The 24,753-nt window shown below is 66.4% G+C and carries 24 protein-coding genes; 17 read left to right on the forward strand and 7 right to left on the reverse strand.

Annotation, left to right across the window (positions count from 1 at the left end; all coding sequences use genetic code 11):
* Position 1: 1 nt before the first annotated feature.
* From cobJ to cobK, 13 genes are all read left to right on the forward strand, one after another.
* Positions 2–736: a precorrin-3B C(17)-methyltransferase gene (gene cobJ / locus HMPREF9452_RS07955; RefSeq protein ID WP_040362752.1), complete on the forward strand. Its 735-nt coding sequence runs from the start codon at positions 2–4 to the stop codon at positions 734–736.
* Positions 733–2,046 carry a precorrin-6Y C5,15-methyltransferase (decarboxylating) subunit CbiT gene (gene cbiT, locus HMPREF9452_RS07960; RefSeq protein ID WP_009141624.1) on the forward strand — a complete coding sequence of 438 codons (1,314 nt, stop codon included), beginning with the start codon at positions 733–735 and terminating at the stop codon, positions 2,044–2,046. Before cobJ ends, cbiT begins: the two co-directional genes overlap by 4 nt.
* Complete coding sequence (locus HMPREF9452_RS07965; RefSeq protein ID WP_009141625.1) at positions 2,043–3,440, forward strand: cobyrinate a,c-diamide synthase; 1,398 nt, start codon at positions 2,043–2,045, stop codon at positions 3,438–3,440. The genes cbiT and HMPREF9452_RS07965 overlap by 4 nt, the downstream gene beginning before the upstream one ends.
* Positions 3,437–4,603: a nicotinate-nucleotide--dimethylbenzimidazole phosphoribosyltransferase gene (locus HMPREF9452_RS07970; protein WP_009141626.1), complete on the forward strand. Its 1,167-nt coding sequence runs from the start codon at positions 3,437–3,439 to the stop codon at positions 4,601–4,603. The genes HMPREF9452_RS07965 and HMPREF9452_RS07970 overlap by 4 nt, the downstream gene beginning before the upstream one ends.
* A gap of 3 nt (positions 4,604–4,606) precedes the next feature.
* Positions 4,607–5,167 (forward strand): bifunctional adenosylcobinamide kinase/adenosylcobinamide-phosphate guanylyltransferase, encoded by a 561-nt coding sequence (locus tag HMPREF9452_RS07975; protein ID WP_009141627.1) that lies wholly within the window; start codon positions 4,607–4,609, stop codon positions 5,165–5,167.
* Complete coding sequence (locus HMPREF9452_RS07980; protein ID WP_009141628.1) at positions 5,164–5,949, forward strand: adenosylcobinamide-GDP ribazoletransferase; 786 nt, start codon at positions 5,164–5,166, stop codon at positions 5,947–5,949. The genes HMPREF9452_RS07975 and HMPREF9452_RS07980 overlap by 4 nt, the downstream gene beginning before the upstream one ends.
* Positions 5,946–6,299, forward strand: a complete 354-nt coding sequence (locus tag HMPREF9452_RS07985) for a bifunctional adenosylcobinamide kinase/adenosylcobinamide-phosphate guanylyltransferase (protein WP_009141629.1) — start codon at positions 5,946–5,948, stop codon at positions 6,297–6,299. Before HMPREF9452_RS07980 ends, HMPREF9452_RS07985 begins: the two co-directional genes overlap by 4 nt.
* Complete coding sequence (locus tag HMPREF9452_RS07990; RefSeq protein ID WP_009141630.1) at positions 6,296–6,901, forward strand: histidine phosphatase family protein; 606 nt, start codon at positions 6,296–6,298, stop codon at positions 6,899–6,901. The genes HMPREF9452_RS07985 and HMPREF9452_RS07990 overlap by 4 nt, the downstream gene beginning before the upstream one ends.
* Positions 6,886–7,854 carry an adenosylcobinamide-phosphate synthase CbiB gene (gene cbiB, locus HMPREF9452_RS07995; protein WP_009141631.1) on the forward strand — a complete coding sequence of 323 codons (969 nt, stop codon included), beginning with the start codon at positions 6,886–6,888 and terminating at the stop codon, positions 7,852–7,854. The genes HMPREF9452_RS07990 and cbiB overlap by 16 nt, the downstream gene beginning before the upstream one ends.
* Positions 7,855–7,898: 44 nt before the next feature.
* Positions 7,899–9,017 (forward strand): pyridoxal phosphate-dependent aminotransferase, encoded by a 1,119-nt coding sequence (locus tag HMPREF9452_RS08000; RefSeq protein ID WP_009141632.1) that lies wholly within the window; start codon positions 7,899–7,901, stop codon positions 9,015–9,017.
* Positions 9,007–10,485 carry a cobyric acid synthase gene (locus HMPREF9452_RS08005; protein ID WP_009141633.1) on the forward strand — a complete coding sequence of 493 codons (1,479 nt, stop codon included), beginning with the start codon at positions 9,007–9,009 and terminating at the stop codon, positions 10,483–10,485. The genes HMPREF9452_RS08000 and HMPREF9452_RS08005 overlap by 11 nt, the downstream gene beginning before the upstream one ends.
* Before the next feature lie 97 nt (positions 10,486–10,582).
* A complete protein-coding gene (locus HMPREF9452_RS08010) occupies positions 10,583–11,224 on the forward strand; it encodes a precorrin-8X methylmutase (protein WP_232205042.1) in 642 nt (213 codons plus the stop codon).
* Between the two features lie 15 nt (positions 11,225–11,239).
* The gene (gene cobK, locus HMPREF9452_RS08015; protein WP_009141635.1) at positions 11,240–12,037 is read left to right on the forward strand and encodes a precorrin-6A reductase; all 798 of its coding nucleotides are present in this window, start codon (positions 11,240–11,242) and stop codon (positions 12,035–12,037) included.
* On the opposite strand, the gene HMPREF9452_RS08020 is transcribed toward cobK, so the two are convergent.
* The 4 genes from HMPREF9452_RS08020 to HMPREF9452_RS08035 are packed head-to-tail and all read right to left on the reverse strand — an operon-like array spanning position 12,006 to position 16,223.
* Positions 12,006–12,614, reverse strand: a complete 609-nt coding sequence (locus HMPREF9452_RS08020) for a histidine phosphatase family protein (protein ID WP_009141636.1) — start codon at positions 12,612–12,614, stop codon at positions 12,006–12,008. The genes cobK and HMPREF9452_RS08020 overlap by 32 nt on opposite strands.
* A 9-nt stretch (positions 12,615–12,623) precedes the next feature.
* On the reverse strand, positions 12,624–13,466 hold the full coding sequence (locus HMPREF9452_RS08025; RefSeq protein WP_009141637.1) for a methyltransferase domain-containing protein: 843 nt from the start codon (positions 13,464–13,466) through the stop codon (positions 12,624–12,626).
* A 2-nt stretch (positions 13,467–13,468) separates the two neighbouring features.
* On the reverse strand, positions 13,469–14,008 hold the full coding sequence (locus HMPREF9452_RS08030; RefSeq protein ID WP_009141638.1) for a GNAT family N-acetyltransferase: 540 nt from the start codon (positions 14,006–14,008) through the stop codon (positions 13,469–13,471).
* Between the two features lie 58 nt (positions 14,009–14,066).
* Complete coding sequence (locus HMPREF9452_RS08035) at positions 14,067–16,223, reverse strand: methionine--tRNA ligase (RefSeq protein ID WP_040362754.1); 2,157 nt, start codon at positions 16,221–16,223, stop codon at positions 14,067–14,069.
* A 119-nt stretch (positions 16,224–16,342) separates the two neighbouring features.
* Here HMPREF9452_RS08035 and HMPREF9452_RS08040 point away from each other — a divergent pair, with 119 nt between their 5' ends.
* The 3 genes from HMPREF9452_RS08040 (at position 16,343) to queA (ending at position 18,949) form a co-directional block, all read left to right on the forward strand.
* A complete protein-coding gene (locus HMPREF9452_RS08040) occupies positions 16,343–17,020 on the forward strand; it encodes a DUF3267 domain-containing protein (RefSeq protein WP_009141640.1) in 678 nt (225 codons plus the stop codon).
* A gap of 2 nt (positions 17,021–17,022) precedes the next feature.
* Entirely contained in the window at positions 17,023–17,610 is a 588-nt protein-coding gene (locus HMPREF9452_RS08045) for an epoxyqueuosine reductase QueH (RefSeq protein ID WP_009141641.1), read from the forward strand.
* A 160-nt stretch (positions 17,611–17,770) separates the two neighbouring features.
* Positions 17,771–18,949 carry a tRNA preQ1(34) S-adenosylmethionine ribosyltransferase-isomerase QueA gene (gene queA, locus HMPREF9452_RS08050; RefSeq protein ID WP_009141642.1) on the forward strand — a complete coding sequence of 393 codons (1,179 nt, stop codon included), beginning with the start codon at positions 17,771–17,773 and terminating at the stop codon, positions 18,947–18,949.
* A 152-nt stretch (positions 18,950–19,101) separates the two neighbouring features.
* Here queA and HMPREF9452_RS08055 read toward each other — a convergent pair whose 3' ends face one another.
* Both HMPREF9452_RS08055 and HMPREF9452_RS08060 read right to left on the reverse strand, forming a co-directional pair.
* On the reverse strand, positions 19,102–20,427 hold the full coding sequence (locus HMPREF9452_RS08055; protein ID WP_009141643.1) for a coproporphyrinogen III oxidase family protein: 1,326 nt from the start codon (positions 20,425–20,427) through the stop codon (positions 19,102–19,104).
* A 114-nt stretch (positions 20,428–20,541) separates the two neighbouring features.
* Entirely contained in the window at positions 20,542–22,305 is a 1,764-nt protein-coding gene (locus tag HMPREF9452_RS08060; protein WP_009141644.1) for a coiled-coil domain-containing protein, read from the reverse strand.
* 198 nt (positions 22,306–22,503) lie between these two features.
* Here HMPREF9452_RS08060 and tgt point away from each other — a divergent pair, with 198 nt between their 5' ends.
* Positions 22,504–23,643, forward strand: a complete 1,140-nt coding sequence (tgt, locus tag HMPREF9452_RS08065; protein ID WP_009141645.1) for a tRNA guanosine(34) transglycosylase Tgt — start codon at positions 22,504–22,506, stop codon at positions 23,641–23,643.
* Between the two features lie 117 nt (positions 23,644–23,760).
* Here tgt and HMPREF9452_RS08070 read toward each other — a convergent pair whose 3' ends face one another.
* On the reverse strand, positions 23,761–24,753 hold the full coding sequence (locus HMPREF9452_RS08070) for a calcium/sodium antiporter (RefSeq protein ID WP_009141646.1): 993 nt from the start codon (positions 24,751–24,753) through the stop codon (positions 23,761–23,763).

The following is a 24,753-nucleotide window of genomic DNA, read 5'->3' on the forward strand; positions in this document are numbered from 1 at the left end:
CATGGGCATGTTGTATATCGTAGGGCTGGGGCCGGGCGCGGGCGAGGGCATGACGCTCGCCGCGCATCGGGCGCTGTCTCGCTGCGGCGCCATCGTGGGCTATTCCGCCTACATCGACCTGCTCGAGGGACTATATCCGGAGGCGCGCCGCGTGAGCACCGGCATGATGCGCGAAGTCGAGCGCTGCCGCGCCGCGCTCGAATTGGCTCGGGACGGGGACGAGGTCGCCCTGGTGTGCAGCGGCGACGCCGGCGTCTACGGCATGGCCTCGCCCGCGCTCGAGCTGGGCGCCGACTTTCCGGATGTGGATATCGAGGTGGTGTGCGGAGTCACCGCGGCGCAGAGCGGCGCGGCCGTGCTAGGCGCCCCGCTTGCCCAGGATTTCGCCGTCATCTCCCTTTCCGACCTGCTGACGCCCTGGGAGGATATCGAGCGCCGCATCGAGGCGGCCGCCTGGGGCGACTTCTGCATCGCCCTGTACAACCCGCGCAGTAAAAAGCGCTCGGGCCACCTGGCTCGCGCCGTGCAGGTTTTACTGCGGCACAAAGGGCCCGATACGGTGTGCGGTTGGGTGCGCATGATCGGTCGCGAGGGGCAGCAGAGCGGCATATGCACGTTGGATGAGCTTGGGTCGCTTGAGGCGGATATGTTCACGACGGTCTTTGTCGGCAACGCCGCCACTCGCGTGGCGGACGGGCGCATGGTGACCCCGCGCGGATACAGGGGGCTTTCATGAGGCGCATCGATATCGTGGGCGCCGGTCCGGGCGCCTTGGACCTCATGCCGGTTGCCAACCGCACCTTGGTTGGGGAATGCGACCTGCTTATAGGCGCCCCGCGACTGCTCGACGCCTGCGCGAGCCTGTCGAGCGCCCCGCGCGCTTCGGCCACGAGGGCCGCGGACGTAGCGCGAGAGCTTGAAGGCGCGACATGGCGGCGGGCATGCGTGGTCATGAGCGGGGACACGGGCATGTTCAGCGGTACCGCGTCGCTGCTCGAGCATATCCGCCGCACGCCGTCGCTCGCGGGCTGCCGCGTGCGGGTGCACCCCGCGCCCGGATCCGCCGCGCTGCTCGCCGCCCGCCTGGGCCGCCCCTGGCAGGACTGGCGCTTCCTATCCGCCCACGGCGTCGAGCTCGATTATCGCGAGCTTTTCTCGTCCACGCGTCCCGCCTACGTGGTGACGGCCGGCGGACAAGGCCCGTCCGGCATCTGCCGCGCCCTGGATGACGCCGGGTGGGGCGATGCGCGCGTTACCGTGGCGCAAAACCTATCGTATGAGGACGAATCGATTGAGACCGGCCTGGCAACGGACCTGCTCGATCGCAGATTCGCCCCGCTCACCTCGATGCTCATAGAGTTTCCCCGCGAGGCCGGCACCCCATGGCCTTTCGACACCCCGGGCATTCCCGACGAGGCGTTCGAGCGCGGTCGCGTTCCCATGACCAAGCGCGAGGTGCGCGCCGTCGCCCTTTCCAAGCTGCGCGTGGCGCGCGGCGACGTGGTGTACGACATCGGCTCGGGCACGGGCTCGGTCACCGTCGAGCTCGCCCGCGTCGCCGGCCCCGCGGGCCGCGTGTTCGCGTTCGAGCGCAACCCCGAGGCCGTCGAGCTCACGCGCCGCAACATCCGCGCTTTCCGCTTGCGCAACGTGCGGGTTGTCGAGGGCGCGGCGCCGCAGGTTCTTGAGGGATGCCCGGCGCCGGACGCCGTCTTTGTCGGCGGCAGCGCGGGGATGCTGGGAGATATCGTCCAGGTCCTGCGCGCATCCGGCGCCCGCCCGCGGCTCTGCGTGCCCTGCGTGTCGCTGGAGACCCTCTCGTCCGCGGTCGCGCTGCTGGGGGGTCCCGGCTTCAGCGGCCTCGAGGTGTGCGAGGTGTCGGTCGCTCGCGCTCAGGTCGCCGGGTCGCATCATCTTATGCGCGCGAACAACCCGGTGTTCCTGATCGCCGCGCAGATGACCGATGAGGACGGCTGCGTGGACGCGGATGGGGGAGCCTTTGGGGACGCTGGCGCGGGCGCGGACGAGCATGGGCGGCGCTCATGACGAACTCCGTATGCTCCCTGCCGCCCCGTTTGATGGTGTCGGCCCCCGCTTCGGGCTCGGGTAAGACCGTCTTTACGTGCGCGCTCATTCGCGCCCTGCAGCGGCGGTCCCTCTCGGTCGCGGCGTTTAAATGCGGGCCGGACTACATCGACCAGCTGTTCCATGCGCGCACGTCGCGTGCGGCGGCGGGTAACCTCGATGGTTTCTACTCGTCCGACGCTCAGATTCGCGCGCTGCTGGCCCGCGGTGCCGAGCGGCGGGACGTTGCCGTGCTGGAGGGGGCCATGGGCTTCTACGATGGCATGGCCCCGGGCAGCGATGCGGCGAGCGCCTACCATGTGGCGCGCGCCACCCAGACCCCCGTCGTTTTGGTTGTTCCGGCCCGCGGGGCGTCTTTAACGCTGGCGGCGACCATCCAGGGCATCTGCCGCTTTCGCGAGGATGCGGGGGTCGCCGCGGTGGTGCTTTCCCGCGTGGGCGAGGGGGCGTATCGCTACGCTAAGGGCGCCATCGAGCGCGAATGCGGCGTGCCCGTGGTCGGCTTTGTGCCGCAGCACGACGCGTTCTCGCTTGAAAGCCGCCATCTTGGTCTGGTGGGCGCCGACGAGGTGGAAGGCCTGCAGGATCGCCTGGACGCCATGGCGGACATCGTGCAGGACGCCGTCGACGTGGGCGCGCTGCTGGACATCGCCCGCTCCGCCCCGCGCCCGGACGTCGCGCCCTTTGTCGTCGAGCGCATGCTGGACGCCCCCCTTCGCATGGCCGTCGCCTTCGATGAGGCCTTTTGCTTCTATTACGAGGAGAACCTCCGCGTGCTGCGCGACCTGGGCATCGAGGTGGTCGAGTTCAGCCCCCTGCGCGACCGGGCGCTGCCGGCGGGCGCATGCGGCCTCATGCTGGGCGGCGGCTACCCAGAGCTCCACGCGGAGCGCCTGTCCGCGAACGCCCCCATGCGCGATGCGGTGGCGCGCGCGGTGCTCTCGGGCATGCCCGTGGTGGCCGAGTGCGGCGGATACCTGTATCTGAACGAGTGGATCGCGGACAAAGGGGGCGCGTGCTGGCCCATGGTGGGCGCCCTGCCCGGAGGGTCGTCCCGGCAGCCGTCTCGCGGCAGGTTCGGCTACATCGAGCTGGAGTGCCCGTCGGGCGGCCTGTACGGCGACAAAGCCTTGACGCTGCGGGGGCACGAGTTTCACCGGTGGCAGGCGAACGCCGAGGCGGGCGATTGCCGCGCGTCCAAACCGGGACGCGACCGCTCCTGGCCCTGCATGAGCTACGGGGCGACCATGGCTGCGGGCTTTCCGCACGTGTATTATCCTTCCAACATCGATGCGGCCCGCTCGCTGGTCCGCGCGATGCGCCGATTTAAAGAGAGCGGGGGCGATGCCGCGTGACCGATGGCTTGCGAGGACACCTTGACCAGTGCCGCTTCGAGGCGGATTACGCGCGTGCCGAGGACGGGCTTCGCGCGCGACTTGCGAGCACGGCTGCTGATGATGCCTGGTTGCAGGGCCTGGTTGCCGGCGTAGCGGCGCCGGACGAGGAGTGCGCCCGCGCCGCCCGCGCCCGCTTCGATGCCGCCGCCATGCCCCTGGGCGGGCTGGGGCTGCTGCAGGAGGACGTGCAGCGTCTCGCCGCGGCCCTGGGGACTCGGGACGTCGATATCTCGGCGCGCTGCCTGGTGGTTTTTTTGGCCGACAACGGCGTGGTGGCGCAAGGGGTCTCCCAGAGCGGCCAAGAGGTGACGGCGATCGTCGCAAACAACCTGCTCGCGCTCTCGACCAGCTCTTGCCGCATGGCCGCCTGCGCTCATGCCCCGGTCATTCCCGTCGACGTGGGGATGGCGACCCGTGTGCGCGACGGGCGCCTGCGCGGGCGCGCCGCGGTAAGGGGCACGCGCGACATCACCCGGGGCCCCGCGCTCACGCGCGCCCAGGTGCTGCTCGCGGTGCGCGAGGGCTATATCGCGGCGTCCTCGTGCGCGGCGGCGGGCGCGCGCCTGCTTGCGGCGGGCGAGATGGGCATCGGCAACACCACCACCACGGCGGCGCTCGCCTGCGTCCTTGCCGGGATCGCGCCCGATGAGGCGGTGGGCCGAGGCGCCGGCCTCGACGCCGCCGGTCTTGAGCGCAAGCGCCTTGCGGTCGCGCGTTCGCTGGAGGTCAACGATCCCTGCGCGCGCGACGTGGTGGGCGCCATCGCCGCGGTGGGAGGTTGCGACATCGCCGCGATGTGCGGGTTCTACCTGGGTGCGGCTTCATGCGGGGTCCCCGTGGTGCTCGATGGCGTCATCAGCTGCGTTGCCGCCCTGTGCGCGCAGCGGCTTTGCCCGCAGGCGGCCGGCTACATGCTGGCGAGCCATGTGTCGCAAGAGCCGGCCGCCCGGGTCTTGCTCGACCAGCTGGGATTGCGCGCCCCCATAGCCGCGGGCATGCATCTGGGCGAGGGCACGGGGGCGATGGCGGTGCTTCCGCTGCTGGATGCCGCCGTCGAGGTCTATCGGGGGTGCATCACGTTCGAGCAGAGCGGGATGGATGCGTACAAGGTGCTGGAGTAGCGAATGTTCATGCTGGTAATAGGTGGCGCGGCTAGCGGTAAGAGCGCGTTTGCGGAGGCGTGCTCCGCTGCATGCGGCGCGCCCGCGCTCTACGTCGCCACCATGGAGCCCTTTGGCGAGGAGGCCGCCGCGCGCATCGAGCGCCATCGTTCGCAGCGCGAGGGCGCCGGGTTCGTTACGCTCGAATGCCCGCGCGACCTTGCCCAAGCCGATGTGGGAACATATGCCGCGGCGCTTATCGACGATATCGGCAACCTAGTCGCCAACGAGTTGTTCGCGCCCTCGAGCCCGGATGCCGGCGCGGAGCGCGTGGGCGCCGTTTGCGACCGCGTCGTCGCGGGGGTTGAGCGCGTGCGCTCTGCCTGCGGGCGCGTGGTGGCCGTTACGTGCGACGTCTCGTCGGACGGCGTTGGCTATGATGGACAGACGCGTGCCTGGCAAAGGGCGCTCGGCTGCATCAACGCCCGTCTTGCCGGCGATGCGGATTGCGTAGTCGAAGTTGTGTGCGGAATACCCGTTTGGGTTAAAGGGGACGAGGTTATCTGGAAAGGGGCGCGCTCGTGAACGCTAAGGACGCCGTAATCGCCGCGTTTGCGACGTTTTCCCGCATTCGCGTACCCGCCCGGCTCCTAGATGCTGTTGACTGGCGCGGCGGCGCGGCGCTTGCGGGGTTTCCCTTGGTGGGCGTGGTGGAGGGCCTCGCCATGCTCGCCTGGACCTTGGCCGCGAGCTGGCTTTGCCTGCCCGCGCCCATAGCCGCCGCCGTCTTCACGTGCCTGCCCGTTTTGGTGAACGGCGGCATCCACCTGGACGGTCTGTGCGATGTGGCCGATGCGGCGTGCTCGCACGCCGATCGCGACCGCAAGCTGCAGATTCTCAAGGATCCGCGCGCCGGCGCGTTTGGCGTCATGGCGTTGGCGTGCTACCTGTTGCTGTTCTACTCGCTTGCGGCCGGCGCGGGCCCGATGCAGCTGGTGCGCACGTCCATAGCCCTGCCCGCGGCCCTTGCGTTTTCGCGCTGTCTCTCGGGTTTAGCGGTGCTGCGTTGGCCCAAGGCGCGCCAGGACGGCATGGCGCGCGCGATGGCGGGGGAGGACGATAATCCTCCTCGTCCGACCTTTCGCGCACTGGCGGGCCAGGCGGTGCTGTCCGGGGTCGCGCTGGTGGCGCTGGCTCCGGCTGCAAGCGGTCCTTTCGCCATCGCCGCGGCGGCCGCGGTGCTGGCCTGGTACCACCGCTTCGCGTTGCGCGAGTTCGGCGGGGTGACCGGGGATACGGCCGGATGGTTTTTGCAATGGTGCGAGCTCGCGATGCTCGCCGTTTTGATTTTGGGGGGAATGCGGTGATCTTGCTGGTGGGAGCGGTTGGCTCCGGAAAGAGGACCTTCGCGCGGGGGCGTCTGGGCGTTTTGGCGGATGCGGTCGACGATGCGGTTTTGGGTCAGGGCTCGGCGGTCGCGCGCGCCCAGGAGCTTGTGCGCGATCCCGCGACCGACCTGACCCGCCTGGCCGATGCCCTCGCCGGGCGCTCCGTGGTCATGGTGGACCAGGTGGGGTGCGGCGTGGTTCCAATCGATCCGGATGAGCGGGCGTGGCGGGAGCGCGCCGGCAGGCTCTCGTGCGAGCTTGCGCTCAGGGCCGATACGGTGGTCCGCTTGGTTTGCGGGTGCCCCCAGGTGATCAAGGGAGAGCTATGATCGTCGAGCTGTGGCGCCACGGCCCCACCGAGGGAACGGCCGCGCATCGCTACGAGGGCGCCGGAACGGATTGCCCGCTCGATATCGCGGCGACTCGCGCCGCGTTGTCCTTGTCCCCGCGGGCCAGCCTTGCTCCTCAACGCGTGTTCGCCAGCGATATGCGCCGCTGCGTCGAGACCGCCCGCCTCATCTATCCCGACGCTCCCTTGGTCCTGCGCCGCAATCTGCGGGAGATGCACTTCGGCGCGTTCGAGGGGCGCGGTTTTGCGGATATGGAGCATGACGGAGCCTATCGCCGTTGGGTTGATTCCGGTTGCGAGGGGGCGTGTCCCGGCGGCGAGGACAAAGCGGGGTTCACGCGCCGCGTGGTTGCTGAGGTGCTCGCAATTCTGGAAGAAGAGGCCGCGCGCGGATCTGCCTGCGCGGCGATCGTCGCCCACGGTGGATGCGCCCGCGCCGTCCTGAGCGAACTTGCGCGCCCCCGGATTCCGTATTTCTCCGTCGAGGCTCCTCCCGCGGGCAGATGGCTGCTCGAGTGGGATGAAGACCGCTTTCGCGTGCTCGCCGCGCCCGGTGAGGAGGTTCCGTGTACCTGGTTGTAGTTACAGCGCTCGCCTTTGCGCTGGACGCCGTCTTTGGCGACCCCCGCTGGCTACCGCATCCCGTGGTCGCTATGGGCAGGGCGATCTCATGGGCGGAACCGCGCCTGCGCACCGCGTTTCCCGATAGTCCCGCCGGGCGCCGCCGTGCGGGCCGCGTGCTCGCAGCCTGCCTGCCCGCGACGTCCTTCTGCCTCGTGTGGGCGGCCCTCGCCTTGCTCGGCGCCATCTCGCCCGTCGCGCGCTTCGCGGCGGAGGTGTACCTGTGCTATCAGCTGCTCGCCGCCTGCGAGTTGCGGCGCCAGTCCTTGGCCGTGGCCCGTGCGCTCGCCACGGGGGGCGTTGGCGCCGCCAGGCGCGCCGTTGGGATGATCGTGGGGCGCGACGCCTCCTCGCTCGATGCCGCCGGGTGCATCCGCGCATCGGTTGAGACCGTGGCGGAAAACGCGAGCGACGGCGTGATCGCGCCGCTGCTCTACATGATGATAGGGGGCGCGCCGCTCGCCGCCGCCTACAAGGCCGTGAATACGCTGGATAGCATGGTGGGGTATAAGAACCCTCGCTATATCGATTTCGGCCGCGCGTCCGCGCGGTTGGACGATGCCGCCAACTGGATTCCTGCGCGCGTCACGGCGTTGTGCATGGTCGCCACCGCTCCGTTGGCGGGCCTTAGCGCCTCCGGCGCCGCCAGAGCGTGGCGCCGCGACCACGCCTCGCACCTAAGCCCTAATGCCGGGCACCCCGAGTCCGCCGTCGCCGGCGCGCTGGGGGTTCGCCTTAACGGTCCGGGCGTCTACGGCGGGGTTCTCGTCCAAAAACCCTACGTGGGTGACGCCACCAGGCAAATTGAGCCAGGGGACGTCGCGCGCACCTGCCGCCTTATGTATGCGGCGTCGATGCTGGCGTTGGCGGCGGCTGCCGTCATCCGCCTCGCGATCTGCTTGGCTGCTCGCTAGGCCATGGGGCTTGGGCGAGGTTTTCGTAAACGATGGGAGGAGACATGTCCGATGCTGCTGGGCTGCCGTATGGTCACGGCGGCGACATCTGGACCCAGCGGGAGCGTTGGGGCGAGGCGGTGCTCGACTTATCCGCGAACACCAATCCGCTGGGCATGTCGCCCGCGGCGGCAAGGGCCGCGCGCGATGCCGTCGAGGCGTCCGATCGCTATCCCGATCCGCGCTGTCGCCGCCTCGTGTTCGCGATCGCCAAGCAAACGGGCGCCGACCCCGGCTGGGTCTTGTGCGGCAACGGCGCCGCGGACCTAATCTGGCGCCTTTGTCTGGCCGAGGCCCCGCGACGCGTCTTGGTCGCCGCTCCCACGTTTTCCGAATATGCCGCCGCCGCCCGCGCCGCCGGCGCTAGCGTGGAGGAGGCTGCCCTGAGCGAGAAGCGCGATTTCGATTTGGACTGCTCGTTTGTGGACGCGGTGGCGCCCGGCATCGACATGGTGTTTGTCTGCAACCCCAATAATCCCACCGGCCGCACGGTGGCCCCGCAGGTCCTCGACAAACTGGTCGACCGCTGCGCTGCGGTGGGCGCGCGCCTGGTGGTGGACGAGTGCTTCCTGGGATTCACCGCGTCTTGCGGCGATACGCTCGACGCGCGGGTCGCCGCGGTCCCGCACGTGGTGGTGCTGCATGCGTTTACCAAGCTGCACGGCATGGCCGGCCTGCGCCTGGGCTACCTGCTTTCATCTGATGAGGACCTGGTGCGCAGGGCGTATCTGGCGGGTCCCCCGTGGCCGGTCTCCACGCCTGCCCAGGCGGCGGGCGTCGCGGCTTTGTCGGACCGTGGGTTTGTCGCGCGCACGCGCGAGCTTATCGATATCGAGCGCCCCCGCATGATGGCCCTGTTGGCGGCCGCTGGTTGCCGCGTGGTCCCGGGCGAGGCGAACTACGTGCTCTTTCGCTTGATGCGCGGCGACGCGCCCATGCCGGATGCGGCCGATGTCCTGGCTCGTGCGGGCGTGATCGTGCGAGACTGCTCCAACTACACCGGGCTCGACTCGTCATGGGTGCGCGCGTGCGTTCGCGGGCGGGCGGAGTCGGACGCCCTTCTTGACGCCGTTTATCGCGCGACCGGCTTGGCTGTGGAAGAAGGGGGCCGCGATGACGGCTAAACCATTGATGATCCAAGGGACCATGTCCAACGTGGGCAAGAGCCTGCTGGTAGCGGGCCTCGCCCGGGTCCTTGTCCAAGACGGATACTCCGTCGCGCCCTTTAAAAGCCAGAACATGGCGCTCAACAGCTTTGTCACGGCGGACGGCCGCGAGATGGGCCGGGCGCAGGCGATGCAGGCGCAGGCGGCGGCGCTCGACCCCGTGAGCGACATGAACCCCATCCTGCTCAAGCCCGAGGGCCCGCGGGGGAGCCAGGTGATCGTGGACGGGCTTTCTCGGGGAACCATGTCCGCCCGCGATTACTTCGCGTACCGCCGCGGGCTCGCCCCGCAGGTCGAGGCGGCCTACCGTCGTCTCGCCCGGACGCACGACATCGTCCTGATCGAAGGGGCGGGCTCTCCGGCAGAGATCAACCTGCAGCGCGACGACATCGTCAACATGGGCATGGCCAGGATGGTCGATTCCCCGGTGCTTTTGGTGGGCGATATCGATCCGGGCGGCGTCTTCGCCCAGCTGGCCGGTACGGTCGCTCTTGTCCCCCAAGAGGATCGCCGGCGCATCCGCGGCCTGATCATCAATAAGTTCCGCGGCGACGTCTCCATTTTGCGGCCCGGCTTGGCCCCGCTTGAAGAGCTGTGCGGCGCGCCCGTGCTGGGCGTCGTTCCCTACGCGCGGCTCGACATCGATGATGAGGACTCCTTGTCCCCGCGGCTCTTGGCGAGAAGCGCCTCGCGCCCCATCGATGTGGCGGTCGTCCGCTTGCCGCACCTGTCGAACTTCACGGACTTCGATCCACTCGCCCGCCATGGGGCCGTGGGCGTTCGCTACGTGGAGCGCGCCCGCGATTTGGGCCGCCCCGATCTGGTGGTGCTGCCCGGAACCAAAAGCACGTTGGCCGACCTTGCCTGGCTGCGGCGAAGCGGTATCGCGGACTGCCTGTTGCAGCTTGCCCGAGCCTCTACGCCCGTTTTGGGTGTATGCGGCGGATTCCAGATGCTGGGCGAGGAGCTGCGCGATCCTGACGGCATCGAGGGAGCCCCCGCCTCCGCGCGGGGTTTGGGGCTGCTGCCGGTCCGCACCGTGTTCGAGCCCGCTAAGACGCTGGAGCGCGCGCATACGGTGATGAGTGTTCCCGACGGCTTCTTTTCTTGCATGGACGGCTTGGCCGTTCACGGATATGAGATCCATGCGGGCACCACGGAGCTTGCGGGCGGCGGTGGCGAGCGCGTGAACGGCGCGTCGCGGGGCGACGTGATGGGCACCTATCTGCACGGGCTGTTCGATTCTCCCGATGCGGTGCGCGCCGTGGCAGACGCCCTGCTGCGCGCCCGCGCGCTCGACCCCTCCGGTTTCGACATCGTTGGCGGCGAGGCCTACCGCGACGCTCAGTTTGACAAGCTGGCGGATGTGGTTCGCGCCGCGTTGGACATGGATGCCGTTATGGGCGTCATCGAACGCGGGGCGTAATGCGAGAACTGGGAACAGCCGGTCCTCGTCTATAGAGGCATAGAAGGTTTGAAGGCTTGGCGCCCGTGCGCGCCGCGCCGAATAGGCAAGGAGACACATGAAGATGGCACAGCTCCACACGCAACCGTATGATATCGAGCGGGCGAGTTTTGAGATCATAGCGCGCGAGCTTGGCGATCGAGAGCTCGATCCTCTCCAGGCGCCCATCATCAAGCGGGTGATCCATACCACGGCGGACTTCTCTTTTGCCGACAGCCTGGTCTTTACCAAGGGCGCTGTCGAGCGCGCGTGGGACGCCCTGCGCCGCGGCGCCACCATTCTTACGGACACCAACATGGCGCGTTCCGGCATTAGCCGCCCCGCGCTGGCGGCTTTGGGATGCACGTGCGCCTGCTATATGGCGGACGAGGATGTAGCGGAGCGGGCGCGCGAGCAGGGGACCACGCGCGCTTTCGCAAGCATGGACAAGGCGTGCGGCATCGCCGGTCCGCTTATCATCGCGGTCGGCAACGCCCCCACGGCCCTGCTGAGGCTTTGCGAGCTTATGGATGAGGGTCGCATCTCGCCCGACTTGGTGATCGGCGTGCCGGTGGGTTTTGTAAACGTGGTCGAGGCGAAGGAGGAGGTCCTTGCTCGCAGCGTGCCGGCGATCGTGGCGCGTGGTCGCAAGGGCGGTTCCACCGTGGCCGCAGCCATTGTGAACGCGCTGCTCTACCAACTTACGCGAGACGAATCGTAGCGACGGGAGGGGAACGTGGACGATATATCGGAAGGCGGCATGTCCTATCCGGGGCGCGTGGCGGTGTTTGCGGGAACCACGGAGGGCCGCCGTCTGGTGGAGCATCTTTCAGCGTGCGGTGTTGGCACCATAGCGTTTGTCGCCACCTCGTACGGTGCCTCGCTTATCTCCGGTCTTCCGCACGTGAGCGTTCGCGAGGGTCGTCTTGATGCCGGCCAGATGACCCATGCCCTTGCGGGCTGCTCGTGCGCGGTGGATGCGACGCATCCGTTTGCCCGGCAGGCGCATGCGTCTGTTCGCGAGGCCGCGGAGAGGGCCGGCGTGGGGTATGTTCGCTTGGCGCGTCCGGCGGCCCCAAAGCATAAGGGGGCGCGCTACGTCGCCGACGTGGCCGCAGCGGCGGACGTTGTGGCGTCCGGTGAGGGGGCCGTGCTGTTGGCGACCGGCAGCAAGGAGCTCGCGGCGTTTGCGGGCCGCGATGGGTTGGTGGAGCGCCTGTACCCGCGCGTTCTGCCCGATGAAGAGGTGATCGCCCAGGTGCGCGCCCTAGGGGTGCCGCGTTCCCACATCATCGCGATGCAGGGCCCGTTTTCGCGTGAATTCAACATAGCCATGCTGCGCCAGATTGGGGCGGCGTGGCTTGTCACCAAAGAATCCGGCGCCGTCGGGGGCCAGGACGATAAGATCGAGGCGGCGCTTGAGGCGGGCGCGGTTCCCGTGGTGATCGAGCGTCCGCTGGAACCCGAGGATGCCCGCGACTTTGAGCAGGTGTGCCTGCAGCTTACCGGCGCGGTGCCGCAACCGATTCAATAAGGGCGAGGCTGCGGTCGGTTTGGCTGTAGGAGAGAACGAGGATGCACCCGTTCTCGATGGCGAGGGGCGCCTCGCCGCCTGGCTCGAGCGCTTCGAGCAGGTGGCTCATGACGGTGCCGTGCGACACGGCGAGCACGTTTCCCGACGCCTTGTCCATAACGCCAAGGAGCCCTCCCAGCGCGCGGAGCTGCACTTCCCGCCCCGTCTCGCCACCAAAGCGGGCAGCGCCGTCTTTTGGCGTCCAGGGGTCGAAGGGAAGCGATGCCAGCGGGACGCCCTGGCATGTTCCATAGTTCATCTCTGCCAGGCAGGGTTCTATGCGCGCGGGCACGCCCTTGAGAGCGGGGAGCGCTTCGCGGATGATTTCCAGCGTGGTTTGGGCGCGACCCTGCGGTGAGGAGAGCATCAGCGCGGGCAGCACGTTGCGTGCGCGCAGGGCCGCCGCGACATCGAGCGCCTGCTGACGCCCGCGCCGCGTGAGCGGCGAGTCGAGCGCGCCCTGCAAAACGCCGCGAGCGTTCGATTGGGTCTCGCCGTGGCGGACCAGGTATAAGAGCCGTTGCTTCGTCGATGCCATGGGTCTTGTCTATGTCCGCGCGATAAGTATCTCGGCGTCGACGGTGATGCTGTCAAGGGCGCTTGCGTCCAGGCTGTCCTCGTCAATATTGAAGGCGACGGGGCTCATCTTGATAAGGTCGGTCGCTTCAAGGGGCGCCACCGGGGTGGTCTGCGTCACGCGGATGCGCTCTGCCAGCCCAAACGATCGCTCCATGTGCTCTGCCACGCCGTGGTCGTCAAACGTTTTGCGGGCAAGGTGTTCTTGGACGAGTTCTCGCAGCTCGCGCATGTGATTGGCGGCGGGAACCACCTTGATCAGCCAGCCGCCCGGTTTGAGCACGCGCGAGAATTCGGCGTAGTTGGCGGGTGTGAAGACGTTGACTATGACGTCTACCGCGTGGTCTGCCAAGGGGATGGAGGCTAGGTCCGCTACAATCCAACGCTCTTCGCCTCCGCCTCGAGCCGCGCATTGTATTCCGTCTTTTGCAAGGTCAAGGCCTATGGTGAGCGAGTGGCAGGCTGCTTGGACGGCTTTGGTGTAGGCGCCTTCGCCGCAGCCTGCGTCAACCACCGTGCCCGCGCCGTCAACGTTGTCGAGCGCGCGGCGGACCTGCAGGCAAACCTGGTCCATAAGATCGCGGTAGTGCCCGGCCTGGAATATGCGTTGCCTGGCTTCAAAGAACGCGCGGTCATATCCCTTAAGGGCGGGTACGCGGTCCAGCAAGGTAAGGTACCCCTTTGCCGCCACGGGGTAGGAGTGCCCCTGGGCGCACGCAACGTCGGTCTGGCGGGCGCGCATGGGCTCGCCGCAATGCGGGCAGCGCAAGAGGCGGGCGATGTCGAGGTGCTTTTGGATGCCGGGCCGCGCCATGGTTAGGACAGCACTTTCTCGTAGGCGATGCGCGTTGGGTCGGCTTCGTGCTCGTAGGGCAGGGTGATGACGCCGCACTCGGTATAGCCCCGTTTGCACGCGAGGCCGCGCATGCGGACGTTTGCGCGGTGCGTGTCGATGCGCACGCTCGCGGCGCCCTGCTCGCGCGCCATGGTCTCGACGGCGTCGAACAGGGCGCTCATAACGCCCCTGCGCGCGGCCGCGGCGGAGACGGCGCAGCGGTGGATGGTGGCGTACGTCGCTGCGCCGCTTGTCGATTGGGTGAGCCAGGCGCCGTCGATAACGTCGTAGGTGGGCTCGCCATCCATGGTGAAGGCGAGGGTGCCCAGCACGGCCCCCTCATCGTCCACCGCCACGTAGCCGCGTCCGTGCTCGATATCGTCCTCGACGTCGATGCGGTTGGGATATTCGCCCTGCCACTGGGGAATGTCCATCTGGGCGAGCGCGCGGCGCCCGTCGTCCAGCACGGCCTCGGCGGCGAGCACGTCGTCGTGCGTGGTTTTGCGGACGATGATCTCCATGCGATTCGATCCTTTCAAGATGGGCTTCCTCGGCTTGCAGGCGTAAGGGTGAAACGTTCTAGTACTGGCTCTCGTGCTTCTGGAAGAAGTCGAAGCGGGGTGGCAGCTCCTTGATGCGGTGGCTACCGGGTTCCTCGTCCAAAAGCGCGAAGAGCTCGTCGCAGGTCATAAAGATGTTGTCCCAGGAGAAGAAGACCTTGGGGTCGATGGCGAAGTGCTCGCAGATAAGGTCGCAGCCCGCCGGCACGATGCCGTGCATAAGGACGGTAACGGCGCGTAGCTGGTGGAAGGCGTCGATGAGCGCCTGGGCCATCGCGTCGTCGTCGCCTTGGTTCTTAGCCGCCTTGCTCGCGTCGCTCCAGCGCTTGTTGGCTGCGCGCAGCAGCTCGTCGCAGACAAGCTGGGCGTGGTGGAACTCGAATGTGTACATGGCCTGCTCAAACGCCAGGATCGCCTGCTCGGTTTCCGCGAGCACCTCTGCGCCGGGGGCGCCGGCCGGAATGCATCCGGTGCGATAGGCGGCCTCGTCGCCATCCTTTTGCGCCACGCCGTAGAAGCAGGAACGGGCCAGGCGGTTGAAAACGCCGGTGAGCAGGGCGCCCTCCTTCAAGGCAGGATCGATCACGCGCTTGTCATCGCGAGCAAGAATGGGGTTGCCATCTTTGTCCTTGCCGGTCTCGCGGGTGTCGAAGGCCTTTGGAGAAAAGCTGACGGGCTTTTCGCCCAGACCAAGGGACAGCCAGTGGGAGCGCAGCTGCTCGGGCGTGTAATGCTCAAGCATCTCGTGTGCCAGCGGCGGGGGAGTCTGGGAGCTGGAGCTCGCTTTTTTGCCCATGTACAGGATGTGGTAGTTGGCGGCCACGCAGGATTGCTGCATGTTCCAATCAAGCGCCTTCCACATGCCGGACTGCGCCACGCAGTAGAAGTAGATGTTGTCCTGGCCGATGAACTGGTAGACGCGGGCGTCCTCGCTGGCCCACCAGTCGCGCCAGTCAAGGGTGGAGTGCGTATAGGCGGGTTCGTCCATAATCATGGGAGGAACCTCGTCCATAAGCTGGGCGTCGGACAGCGCGGACGCGGGCAGCGTGGCGGGGTCGACGCCCGCGGCCTCGAGCTTGGCGGCATCGCGCGCCAGGACGGTGCGGCTAAAGCTGATGGGTGCCCACAGGCTTTCCGGCCATACCCAGCAGGTGAGGTCGGTGCAGCCGCAATCGTTGGGAACGGGCACGCCCCACTCGACGTTGCCGGTGATACGGAAGGGCACCAGCGCCTTGCCGGAGCGGAAGCGCACGCCGCCGCGGTTCAGCACCTCGTGAGCCTCGTCGCGCTCGCGCCAGCTGGGGAACGCCACGGTAAAGGAGCTCTTGTTGCCCTCCGGCTCGATGACGGTGTGCGCGGGGAGCTCGCCTTCGATGGCGTCGAACGCTTCGCGGAACTTGTTTTGGATATAGAGCTGCGCGGGGTTGAGCCACTCCTCCATGGTCTTGGAGACCACGGAGCGCACGGTGGGGTCGGCCTCGATCTGCTTGGTGTAGTCCTTCAGGTAGTCGAGGTACGCCGGCAGATCGAAGTAGAGGTTGTCGACGGGCACCAGCTCGGGCGTCTCGCCGGTAAGCGCGCTCTTGGGGGCGATGAGCTCTTCCGGCTCAAACTGATGGCCCAGGTCGCATTCGTCCGCATATGCCTTCTCGGACTTGCAGCCCTGGATGGGGCAGTGGCCCAGTACCTGGCGGCCGTTGAGGAACTGGCCCGCCTTTGGATCGTAGAACTGCTTGGTGGAGCGCTTCTCAAGGGCGCCCTTTTCATGAAGGCGGCGAATGATCTCGCTGGTCACGCGCTCGTGGATGTGCACGGCGGGTTCAAGGGCGCTGCCGGCGTACAGGTCGCAGGACACGCCAAAGCTCGCCAGGTCGGTTTCCTGGCTATCGTGGTTCTCGCGCACGTAGTCCGAGATATGCTTTTTGTAGCCGTCTGCCTCGCGACGCTTGCGGAAGCCCTCCATGATGGGGGAGCCGTAGCAGTCCGTGCCGGAGACGAAGATGACGTTCTCTCGGCCCAGGCGGTCGCGCAGGAAGCGGGCATAGAAATCCGCGGGGACAAAGACGCCGCCCACGTGGCCAAAGTGAAGGCCCTTGTTGCCGTAGGGCATGCCGGCGGTGACGATGGCGCGGCGCGGCCAGCTGGGTCGCTGGTCGCGGCTAAGTTCATGTGCCATGAACGGCTCCTTTGCAAGAACGCTCATCGCCCGCGTCCCGCCTGCGCGGGGCTGTGGGCGATTGGTTGGTTTGTTGTACGTAACCCAACATTATCTCATATGCGCGGGGGCAAGTTGGTATGCTTGGTCGTATGAAGAAGATTGATGACATATACACCTTTGAAGACGGCGCGTTCCACGAGAAAATGCTTCGTATCTCGTTTAGCGCGCTGGTCGCCGGGGTCTTGGCGGCGCTCGCTTGGCTTGCGTACTCGCTCATCTTCATCCGTCATTCCCCCGCGTTCGAGTTCGAGTGGATGATCCCCGGGTTGGGCGAGGGCGGCTCGCCCGCGCGCTGCGCCGCATGGCTGCTGGCGCTTGTCGCGGGCTGCCTGCTGCCGCTACCGGTGCACGAGCTGGTCCACGGGGTGCTGTTCAAGCTGTTCGCTCCCGCGGGCTCGCATGTGACGTTTGGGGCCAATTGGCGGGCGGGCATGATCTATGCGTGCGCCGAGGGCGTGGTCTATACGCGCCGCCAGTACCTGGTCATCGCGCTGGCGCCGGCGATTGCGGTCACGGCAGCGCTCATCGTTTTGGGCATCGCGCTGCGCTGGCCGCTGTGGACCATCGTTGTGGCGACGGTGCACCTATGCGGCTGCGCGGGCGATATCGCGTACGTCGACATCATTCGGCGCAACCCTCTTATCACCCATTGCGAGGACACCTCCTTTGGTGCGAGCTTCTACGGCGAGGGCCGGGATGACGAGGGCGCGTGCGGCGAGCGCTCGGGCGGCGACGATCTGGATGACAGGGAGTAGACGTGGCGAAGAGTATTCCATTGCTGCTGCACGCTTGCTGCGCCCCGTGCTCGCTCGAGCCGGTGCGCCTGCTTTTGGAGGAGGGCTTCGATCCCCATATCTGCTGGACCAACCCCAACATCCAGCCTATGGACGAGCACGATCGCCGCTTGGGCGAGCTGCGCCGCTGGTGCGCCGCCACGGGTATCGAGCTTATAGAGGCGGACGAGGATTTCGAGCGGTGGGAGCGCGGCGTCGCCCCCATAGGCGCGCGGGATCGCGAGCGCCGCTGCCGAGCCTGCTACGCCATGCGCCTAGCCCGCGCGTGCGACGTCGCCGTCGAGCGGGGTTTTCAGCATGTGGGCACCACGCTGGCGGTCTCGCCCTACCAGCTGTTCGACACGTGCAACAGCGTGCTCGAGCAGCTGTGCCTATCGCACGGCTTGACGCCTGTTATCAGGGATTTTCGTCCTTGGTATCCAGAAGCTACGCGCCGCTCCCGCGAGCTGGGGATGTATAGGCAGAACTACTGCGGCTGCCGGTTCTCCGCCGCTGAGGCGGCGCTGGACCGCGCGCGTTTGCGCGACGAGCGCCGCGCCCGTAAGGGATAGCGTTCCCGCTTGCCTTGCGCCCGCGCGGCCCCGCTCGGACGATGATTGATTGCTGTAAGCGTTTTCGCAGGCCTGTACCCGCGTGTTTGAGGGCGCTATCATAAGACGCCGTCGGCGGTGCCCAAGCGCCGCCAAAGCGATTGAGAGATGGAGGGCGCGCATGCGCACCGATGACTTTGATTACGACCTTCCCGACGAGCTGATCGCCCAGGCTCCGGCAGAACCCCGCGACATGTGTCGCATGCTGGTGCTCCATCGTGAGGACGGCTCTGTGGAGCATAAGGTTTTTCGCGACATCATCGATTATCTTGAGCCCGGCGACGTGCTGGTGGCAAACCAGACTCGCGTCATGCCCGCCCGCTTGATAGGGCGCAAGCCCACGGGCGGCGCTGCCGAGACGCTGCTGCTGCGTCGTCGCGAGGACGTCGATCCCATGGGGCATGTGTGGGAATGCCTGGTGAACCCGGGCAAGCGCCTAAAGCCCGGCGCCGTGGTTGAATATCGTGCGGGCGGCGCCCATGCTCCGCAGAATTCACCGGTGGTGCTCCGCGCCACGGTCGAGGATTTTGTGGACGATAGCCGAGGCGGCCGTTTGGTTCGCTTCGAGCCGTGCGGCGAGAATGCCGCTGGCGTCCCGCGCACCCTGGACGAGGCGATTCACGCTGCCGGCCATGTGCCCCTGCCACCCTATATCACCCAATACGAGGGCGATCCCGAGAAGTATCAGACGGTCTACGCCATGAAGGAGGAGCATTCCGCTGCGGCCCCCACCGCAGGCCTGCACTTTACCCCCGAGCTGATCGAGCGCATCGAGGAAAAGGGCGTGAAGTTCGTGACCGTGGAGCTGGAGGTGGGCATCGACACCTTCCGTTTGGTTGAGGAGGACGACCCCACCCAGCATGTCATGCATACCGAGCGATATCATGTGCCGGCAGAGGCGGTTGATGCGGTGCGAGCCGCTAAAGCCGCCGGCCACCGCGTGATCGCCGTGGGCACCACCGCCGTTCGCTCGCTCGAAAGCGCCTGGGAGGCGGATGCCCCCGCGGCGGACCCGGCGGTCGTCGCTCGCCGCTTTGAGGATGCCCCCGATTCCGCCGCCGTGAGCGGTCGCGGGGATATCGTCGCGCGCGAGAACGCCACCACCAACCTCTACCTCATGCCCGGCTCCACCTTCCATGTGGTCGACGCCATGATCACCAACTTCCACGTGCCGCGCTCCACGCTGATGATGCTGGTCTCCGCGTTTGCCACTCGCGACCAGATCATGGCCGCCTACCAGGCCGCCGTCGAGGAGCGGTATCGCTTCTTCAGTTTCGGCGACGCGATGTTCATCGAGTAGCCGCACGGCTCCTCGCGCAAGACGCCGACGTCTTAAGCCGGCGGTCATGCAATTTGACGAGACACGATAAAAGGACGCCTTTCCATGGCCGAGGCCCGTGGAAAGGGTCCTTTTTGCGGTTTCAAATGGGTGTTGTCGCGCCCCCGGCCATCCTACTTCTGGGTGCCGTCGCCAAAGAGCAGGTCGTGCTCGGGACCGGTGAGGGCGGCGCGCGCCTGGTCGCGCAGCTCGTTGAGGCCGCTGAGGAACTGACGCTGCATGACCAAGGTGTAGTAGCGGCCCTTGGTAGTGAGGGTGAGCTCGTCGGCATCGTCGGTGGCAAAGGCGCCGTTTGCGCGCATGAACGCCATCTCGACGGGAAGCCCGCGCTCCACGCTCACGCCAAAGTCTCGCTTGAAGCGGTTCTTATCCAGCCTGAGAGCGTAGAGCTCTTGCATAAAGCGGTAGCGCATAAGGTCGCGCTTGCCCATCTTGGTCTTGCCCATCAAGGACATGCGCCCGCTCTCGATCGCCTCGTTGTATTCGCGGATGCTGAACGTGTTGACGTAAATGGTGCCGTCAAGGTGCGTGACGGATCCCGATCCAATGGCGGGGTATTCCTCGTAGGAGACGCCGAACTCGTCCACCGGAACCTCGCCGCACGCGTGGAGGTCCATGCCCTTGCGGTTGAAGGTCCATACGGTGCGGCGCTCGAAGGCGGGGTCGCTTCCTCCTGCGAGCTCATGGTCAAGCAGCTTGTAGTACTCGTATTCGCGCGTGTAGTTGGGGTCGCCCAGCGTGTCCAGCATCTTGCGCGTGGTCGCGCGCGAGAAGTAGAGGGGCGAGAACGTGGTCTGCTGGCAACCGCACTCCTTGATGAGCTCGATGTCGCGACGCAGGACCTCCTCGGTTTGCGAGGGAAAGTTGAAGATCATGTCGACGTTCAGGATGTCGAAATAGGGGGCGGCGACGCCTATGCGCTCGAATATCTCCGCTCCGCTGCCGTATTTCTCGTAGCGGTCCATCTGGCGCAGCAGGCTGTCGTCAAAGCTTTGGACTCCAACGGACAGGCGCTGCACGCGCCCCTTGAGTTTTTCCAGGTAGGGCAGGGTGAGGTGGTTGGGGTTGGTCTCGCTGCTGACCTCTTTGATCGAGAACAGGTCGCGAGCTAGATCGAGCGTCTCGCACAGCTCGTCGATCATGATGGTGGGCGTGCCGCCTCCGCAGTAGATGCTCTCGAAATCGTAGCCAAGGTCCTTGAGCATAAGCATCTCGCGGCGCAGGTTGGCGAAATACGGCCGTGCGATCTCCTCGCGGAAGGGGTAGCGGTTGAAGCTGCAGTACGGGCAGAGACGCTGGCAGAAGGGGATATGCATGTAAAGCATGTACTTCATGTTGGGCTTGGGCCCGGGCAGGTGGGTCTCTGTGGTGGGTTCCATGGCGAGTTCGTGCTTGGTCATGGTCTTGATGACGCCGGTGAGCATTCTTTCTGAAAGCACGGAGTGACTCCTTATATATCGAGAACAAAAGGGCCCGACGCGCGGATGACGGAAGCCGCAAAGCGCGTCGGGCGATAACTGCATGGTAGCGTAAAGGCGCTAGATGGATGTGGGTTAACCGAATATGAACCAGGCTAGGACGATGAGGGCGAGCACGATGGCAGCGCCGATGCCGATGGCGCCCATGAAGCGGACGCGCGAATCATGGGTGCGCTGGCGCACGTCGCGCTCGGCATCCGCGAGCTCCTGCACCTCGCTTGCCTGTTCCGCGCGCTCGGCACGGTTGCGCTCCAGGTCCGCTTCGAGCGCTTCGGTGATCTCGGGATGGGCGTGGATGTCGTTCGCTTCGTCCATGACCGCCTGCGCATCATCCGCTTCCGCCTGCTCTCCGGCGATTAGGCGGTCCTGCTCCTTGATTGCCTTTTCTTGCGCGGCGATCTGGTCGCGCAGTTCGCGCTGGCGTTCGGCGGCGGCGTTATTGGCGGTGTCGAGGGCGTCGCGCGCCTCGTCCGCTTCGTTGGTGACTTCGCGGTGGGCTCGCTTGGCCGCATCGATGGGCTTTTTAGCCTCCTCCACCATCGCGCGAGCGGTTGCCAGGTTGCGCTCCACTTCCTCGGTGATTACGGGTAGGGCGTGCTGCGCCTGGCGCAGTTCCTCGGCGGCGTCGGAAATCTCAAGTTGCAGCTCGTTGGAGCGGACGGAGTAGGCGGCCGAGTTCGCCGACGGGTTGCGCTGCACCTCGGCAAACTCCTCCCTCAACGTGGCGAGTCGCGCCGCCGCGGTATCGATCGCTCGCTGGGCGGTGTCGATCGCCACCTCTCGTTCGGTCTCGGCCTTCTCAAGTGATTTCTTGGCATCGTCGAGGCGCCGCTGCAGGCGCGTTCCGGATTCGCGGGACGAGGCCTCTTTCCCCTCGGCCGCATCGACGGCGGCCTTGAGGCGCTTTTCGGTCTGGGCGTCTGCCTCGCGGACGGCGGCAAGTTTCTCTTTGAGCGCGTCGACGGCCGCGCGAATGGAATCCTGTGCGGCCTTGGCTTGCGCGATGTTGAGGATTGCCTGGTTCTGGCGAGCGGACTCTTCCTCGATGATCTGGCTGTAGCGCTCTTCGATATCGCGGCGATGGGCGAGCTCGTCTTGCTGCTCCAGAATGGTTTGCTCAAGTTGCTCGAGTTCCTCGCGTGCGCTGGCGTGGGCGCGCTTGGCGGCGCTGACCTGGCGCACGGCGCCAACGCCCTCGGTGATGAAGGCGCCTACCGCCTGCGCCGCGCCGGGGCCGTTGGCCTCGGGCGTCTGAGGGTCCTTCTGCGCCTGCTCCGGCGCACCTTGCGCGTTCGGCGCGTCGGGCGAAAGCGGAGGCTGCGCCCGCGCGGGGGCGCCATAGGGCGCTGTCTGCGGCGCGGGCGCGGCGCCGGGCATGGCGCCGGGTGCGTGCACATGCTGCTGGGGGGCATAGCTGGCGATCTCGATAAGGGGGTCGTCGCTCATGCCGCCGTCGATAACCTCGAATCCCTCGGGAAGGGGGTCGGGGTCATCGCCCACCTGCTCGTATTCCTCGCGGGTGAGGAAAGCGGGCATAAGGGGTGCCTGCGCGCTTTCCGGTTCGGTATCGGCGTCCTGCGGGTCGGCGGCGCCTGCGGGAACGGCGTCGATGTCGCCCGCCGTCTGCTCCTCGTCCGCATCGTAGCCTGCGGCGCAGGTTTCCCGCGCGTTGGTATCGGCGTCTTCGGTTGTCTCTTGGTTGTCGTCCAAGGCGCCCAGGGGCGCGGATTCGAAGTCGGTATCGTTTGTATAGGGCGTCTCGGCAGCCTCGACCGGCGCGGCCTCCACATCAAAAGAGGTCTGCTCGGTCGTTTCGTTACCTTTCTGCGTTTCGTCCATGAGCTTGCTCCCGTCTGGCGTGCGGAGCGGCGATCGCCCGCGCGCGTGTTTTTCATGTCAGTATGTTACCTGTCGAAGGGGACACCGTGTGCCAGCAATGGACAATCCCCGTACAATATTGAATTCGAGACAACTGTCATTCGATGCGGCGCCTGCGTTCGAGCGCGGCGGATTGAGCATCGCGGAAAGGTGGAACAGGTGGACCAGTCCCTCTTTACCTACGATATCGTAGCCGAGGATCCCAAGACCCATGCGCGTGCGGGAATCCTCCACACGCCGCACGGGGATATCGAGACCCCCATTTTCATGCCGGTGGGCACTAAGGCCAACGTCAAGGGCATCCCTACCGAGACCGTGAAGGGTCTGGGCGCGCAGATCGTTTTGGCCAACACGTATCATCTGGCCATGCGTCCCGGCGCCGACCTGATCGATGAGTTGGGCGGTCTTCATAACTTCATGAACTGGCACGGCCCAATTCTGACGGATTCCGGTGGATTCCAGGTATTTAGCCATAACGATGCCGTCAAGTTGACGGACGAGGGCGTGCGCTTTATCGCGACCGATTACGATGGCAGCCACGTTTTCTGGACGCCCGAGGACAACATGGCGATCGCCCAGAAGCTTGGCAGCGATATCTGCATGCAGCTCGACCAGTGCCCCGGGTACCCGGCAACGCGCAAGTACGTAGAGCGGGCGGTAGAGCTCTCAAGCATGTGGGCCGAGCGCTGCTATAAGGCCCATACTCGTCCCGACCAGGCGCTATTCGGCATTGTCCAGGGCGGTATGCACCTGGATCTTCGCCTGCGTTCGCTGAAGCACCTTGAGGAGTGCGGCGACTTCCCCGGTTACGGCATCGGCGGATATTCGGTGGGCGAGGACCACGAGACCATGTTCGAGACGCTCGAGCCGCTGGTCTCCGAGCACATGCCTCGCCAAAAGCCCCGCTACCTCATGGGCGTGGGCAACCCCACCACGCTGGTACGCGCCGTGGGCATGGGCGTCGACATGTTCGACTGCGTGCTGCCTACGCGAACCGGACGCATGGGCACGGCGTTCTCCAGCCAGGGGCGCCTTAACTTCCGCAACGCCAAGTTCGCCCACGATGCCGGCCCCATCGACGAGAAGTGCACCTGCCCGGTCTGCACGGGCGGTTACAGCCGTGCTCTCATTCGCCACATGGTGACGCAAAAGGAGATGCTCGGCGGCATCTTGCTGTCCCAGCATAATATCTATTTCCTGCTCGACCTTATGCGCCGCGCCCGTCAGGCAATCATCGACGGCCGCTATGCGGAGTTCCGCGACGAGTGGATGCAGAGCGCCGGCGCAAGGGACTACTAGTCGGCAAGCCGGGCGACGGACCCTCTATATAACGAGAAAGGCAGGGGTCTTGCGGAAATTCCGCGGGACCCCTGCCTTTCCTAGCTCGACCTAAAGTATGGAGATTCGCTACGGTGGCTACATCATCATGCTGAGGACGATGTAGACCACGTAGAGGAAGACGAAGGCGACGCCCTCGCGGCGCGTCATGGTGTGCTTGGTCCCCACGAACGCGAAGCCTACCAGCACGATGGAGAAGATGGCGAGCAGGGCGAAGTCAAAGTTGTAGCTCGCGTCGTAGGCGATGGGGGAGAACAGCGCTGGAACCCCCATGACCATGAGGACGTTGGTGATATTGGAGCCCACCACGTTGCCCACCGCGATGTCCGTGTTGCCGCGGAACGCCGCGACCACGCTGGTGACAAGCTCGGGCAGGCAGGTGCCCAGGGCGATGACGGTGATGCCGATGATGCGCTCGCTGATACCCAGGCCGGTTGCGAGGTCGACGGAGTTGTTGACCACGTAGTCGGCGCCGATCTTGAGGAAGGCGATGCCCACCAGGATGAGGGCGAGCGAGACCAAGGGGCCCCGCGGTTCGTCCGCATCGGCATCCTCGTCTTCAAGCTCGTGGGGGTCGAGCTGCTGTTCGGGGTCGAGGTCCTCGCGCCCCGAATCGCCTTCGCGAAGGCCGGTGATGACCGCATGGGCGATAAAGGCGACAAAGCAGGCGAGCAGCACCGCGCCCTCGACGGCGTTAAGCGATCCCCCCATATTGGAGAAAAGCATCAGCAGCCCGACCGCGGCGACGCTGAGCGGAATCTCGAAGCGCTGCGTGCGGCGCGATAGGCCAAGCGGCGTGATAATGGCGCTCATACCGAGGATGAGCAGCAGATTTGCCATGCAGCTGCCCGCGACGTTGCCAAACGCCATGTCTGCATGGCCGTCCACGGCGGAGACCACGCTTACCACGAGCTCTGGCATGGCGGTGCCCACGGCGACGACGGTGAGGCCGATGACGCGGTCGGGCAGGCCTATGCGCGCGGCGATCTGGCTGGATCCGGCCACCAGCATATTCGCTCCGCCGATGAGCAGCGCGAAGCCGAATAGGATAAGGATAAGTTGTAGGAGCAT

Origin of the sequence: Collinsella tanakaei YIT 12063 (genome assembly GCF_000225705.1) — a bacterium.
GTDB lineage: Bacteria > Actinomycetota > Coriobacteriia > Coriobacteriales > Coriobacteriaceae > Collinsella > Collinsella tanakaei.

What these genes read in the sequence shown, in the direction of transcription:
- cobJ (WP_040362752.1), top strand. Translation starts at nt 2, where the DNA reads ATGGGCATGTTGTATATCGTAGGGCTGGGGCCGGGCGCGGGCGAGGGC.
- cbiT (WP_009141624.1), top strand. Translation starts at nt 733, where the DNA reads ATGAGGCGCATCGATATCGTGGGCGCCGGTCCGGGCGCCTTGGACCTC.
- HMPREF9452_RS07965 (WP_009141625.1), top strand. Translation starts at nt 2,043, where the DNA reads ATGACGAACTCCGTATGCTCCCTGCCGCCCCGTTTGATGGTGTCGGCC.
- HMPREF9452_RS07975 (WP_009141627.1), top strand. Translation starts at nt 4,607, where the DNA reads ATGTTCATGCTGGTAATAGGTGGCGCGGCTAGCGGTAAGAGCGCGTTT.
- HMPREF9452_RS07990 (WP_009141630.1), top strand. Translation starts at nt 6,296, where the DNA reads ATGATCGTCGAGCTGTGGCGCCACGGCCCCACCGAGGGAACGGCCGCG.
- HMPREF9452_RS08000 (WP_009141632.1), top strand. Translation starts at nt 7,899, where the DNA reads ATGTCCGATGCTGCTGGGCTGCCGTATGGTCACGGCGGCGACATCTGG.
- HMPREF9452_RS08005 (WP_009141633.1), top strand. Translation starts at nt 9,007, where the DNA reads ATGACGGCTAAACCATTGATGATCCAAGGGACCATGTCCAACGTGGGC.
- HMPREF9452_RS08010 (WP_232205042.1), top strand. Translation starts at nt 10,583, where the DNA reads ATGAAGATGGCACAGCTCCACACGCAACCGTATGATATCGAGCGGGCG.
- HMPREF9452_RS08020 (WP_009141636.1), bottom strand. Translation starts at nt 12,614, where the DNA reads ATGGCATCGACGAAGCAACGGCTCTTATACCTGGTCCGCCACGGCGAG.
- HMPREF9452_RS08025 (WP_009141637.1), bottom strand. Translation starts at nt 13,466, where the DNA reads ATGGCGCGGCCCGGCATCCAAAAGCACCTCGACATCGCCCGCCTCTTG.
- HMPREF9452_RS08030 (WP_009141638.1), bottom strand. Translation starts at nt 14,008, where the DNA reads ATGGAGATCATCGTCCGCAAAACCACGCACGACGACGTGCTCGCCGCC.
- HMPREF9452_RS08035 (WP_040362754.1), bottom strand. Translation starts at nt 16,223, where the DNA reads ATGGCACATGAACTTAGCCGCGACCAGCGACCCAGCTGGCCGCGCCGC.
- HMPREF9452_RS08040 (WP_009141640.1), top strand. Translation starts at nt 16,343, where the DNA reads ATGCTTGGTCGTATGAAGAAGATTGATGACATATACACCTTTGAAGAC.
- queA (WP_009141642.1), top strand. Translation starts at nt 17,771, where the DNA reads ATGCGCACCGATGACTTTGATTACGACCTTCCCGACGAGCTGATCGCC.
- HMPREF9452_RS08060 (WP_009141644.1), bottom strand. Translation starts at nt 22,305, where the DNA reads ATGGACGAAACGCAGAAAGGTAACGAAACGACCGAGCAGACCTCTTTT.
- HMPREF9452_RS08070 (WP_009141646.1), bottom strand. Translation starts at nt 24,753, where the DNA reads ATGCTCCTACAACTTATCCTTATCCTATTCGGCTTCGCGCTGCTCATC.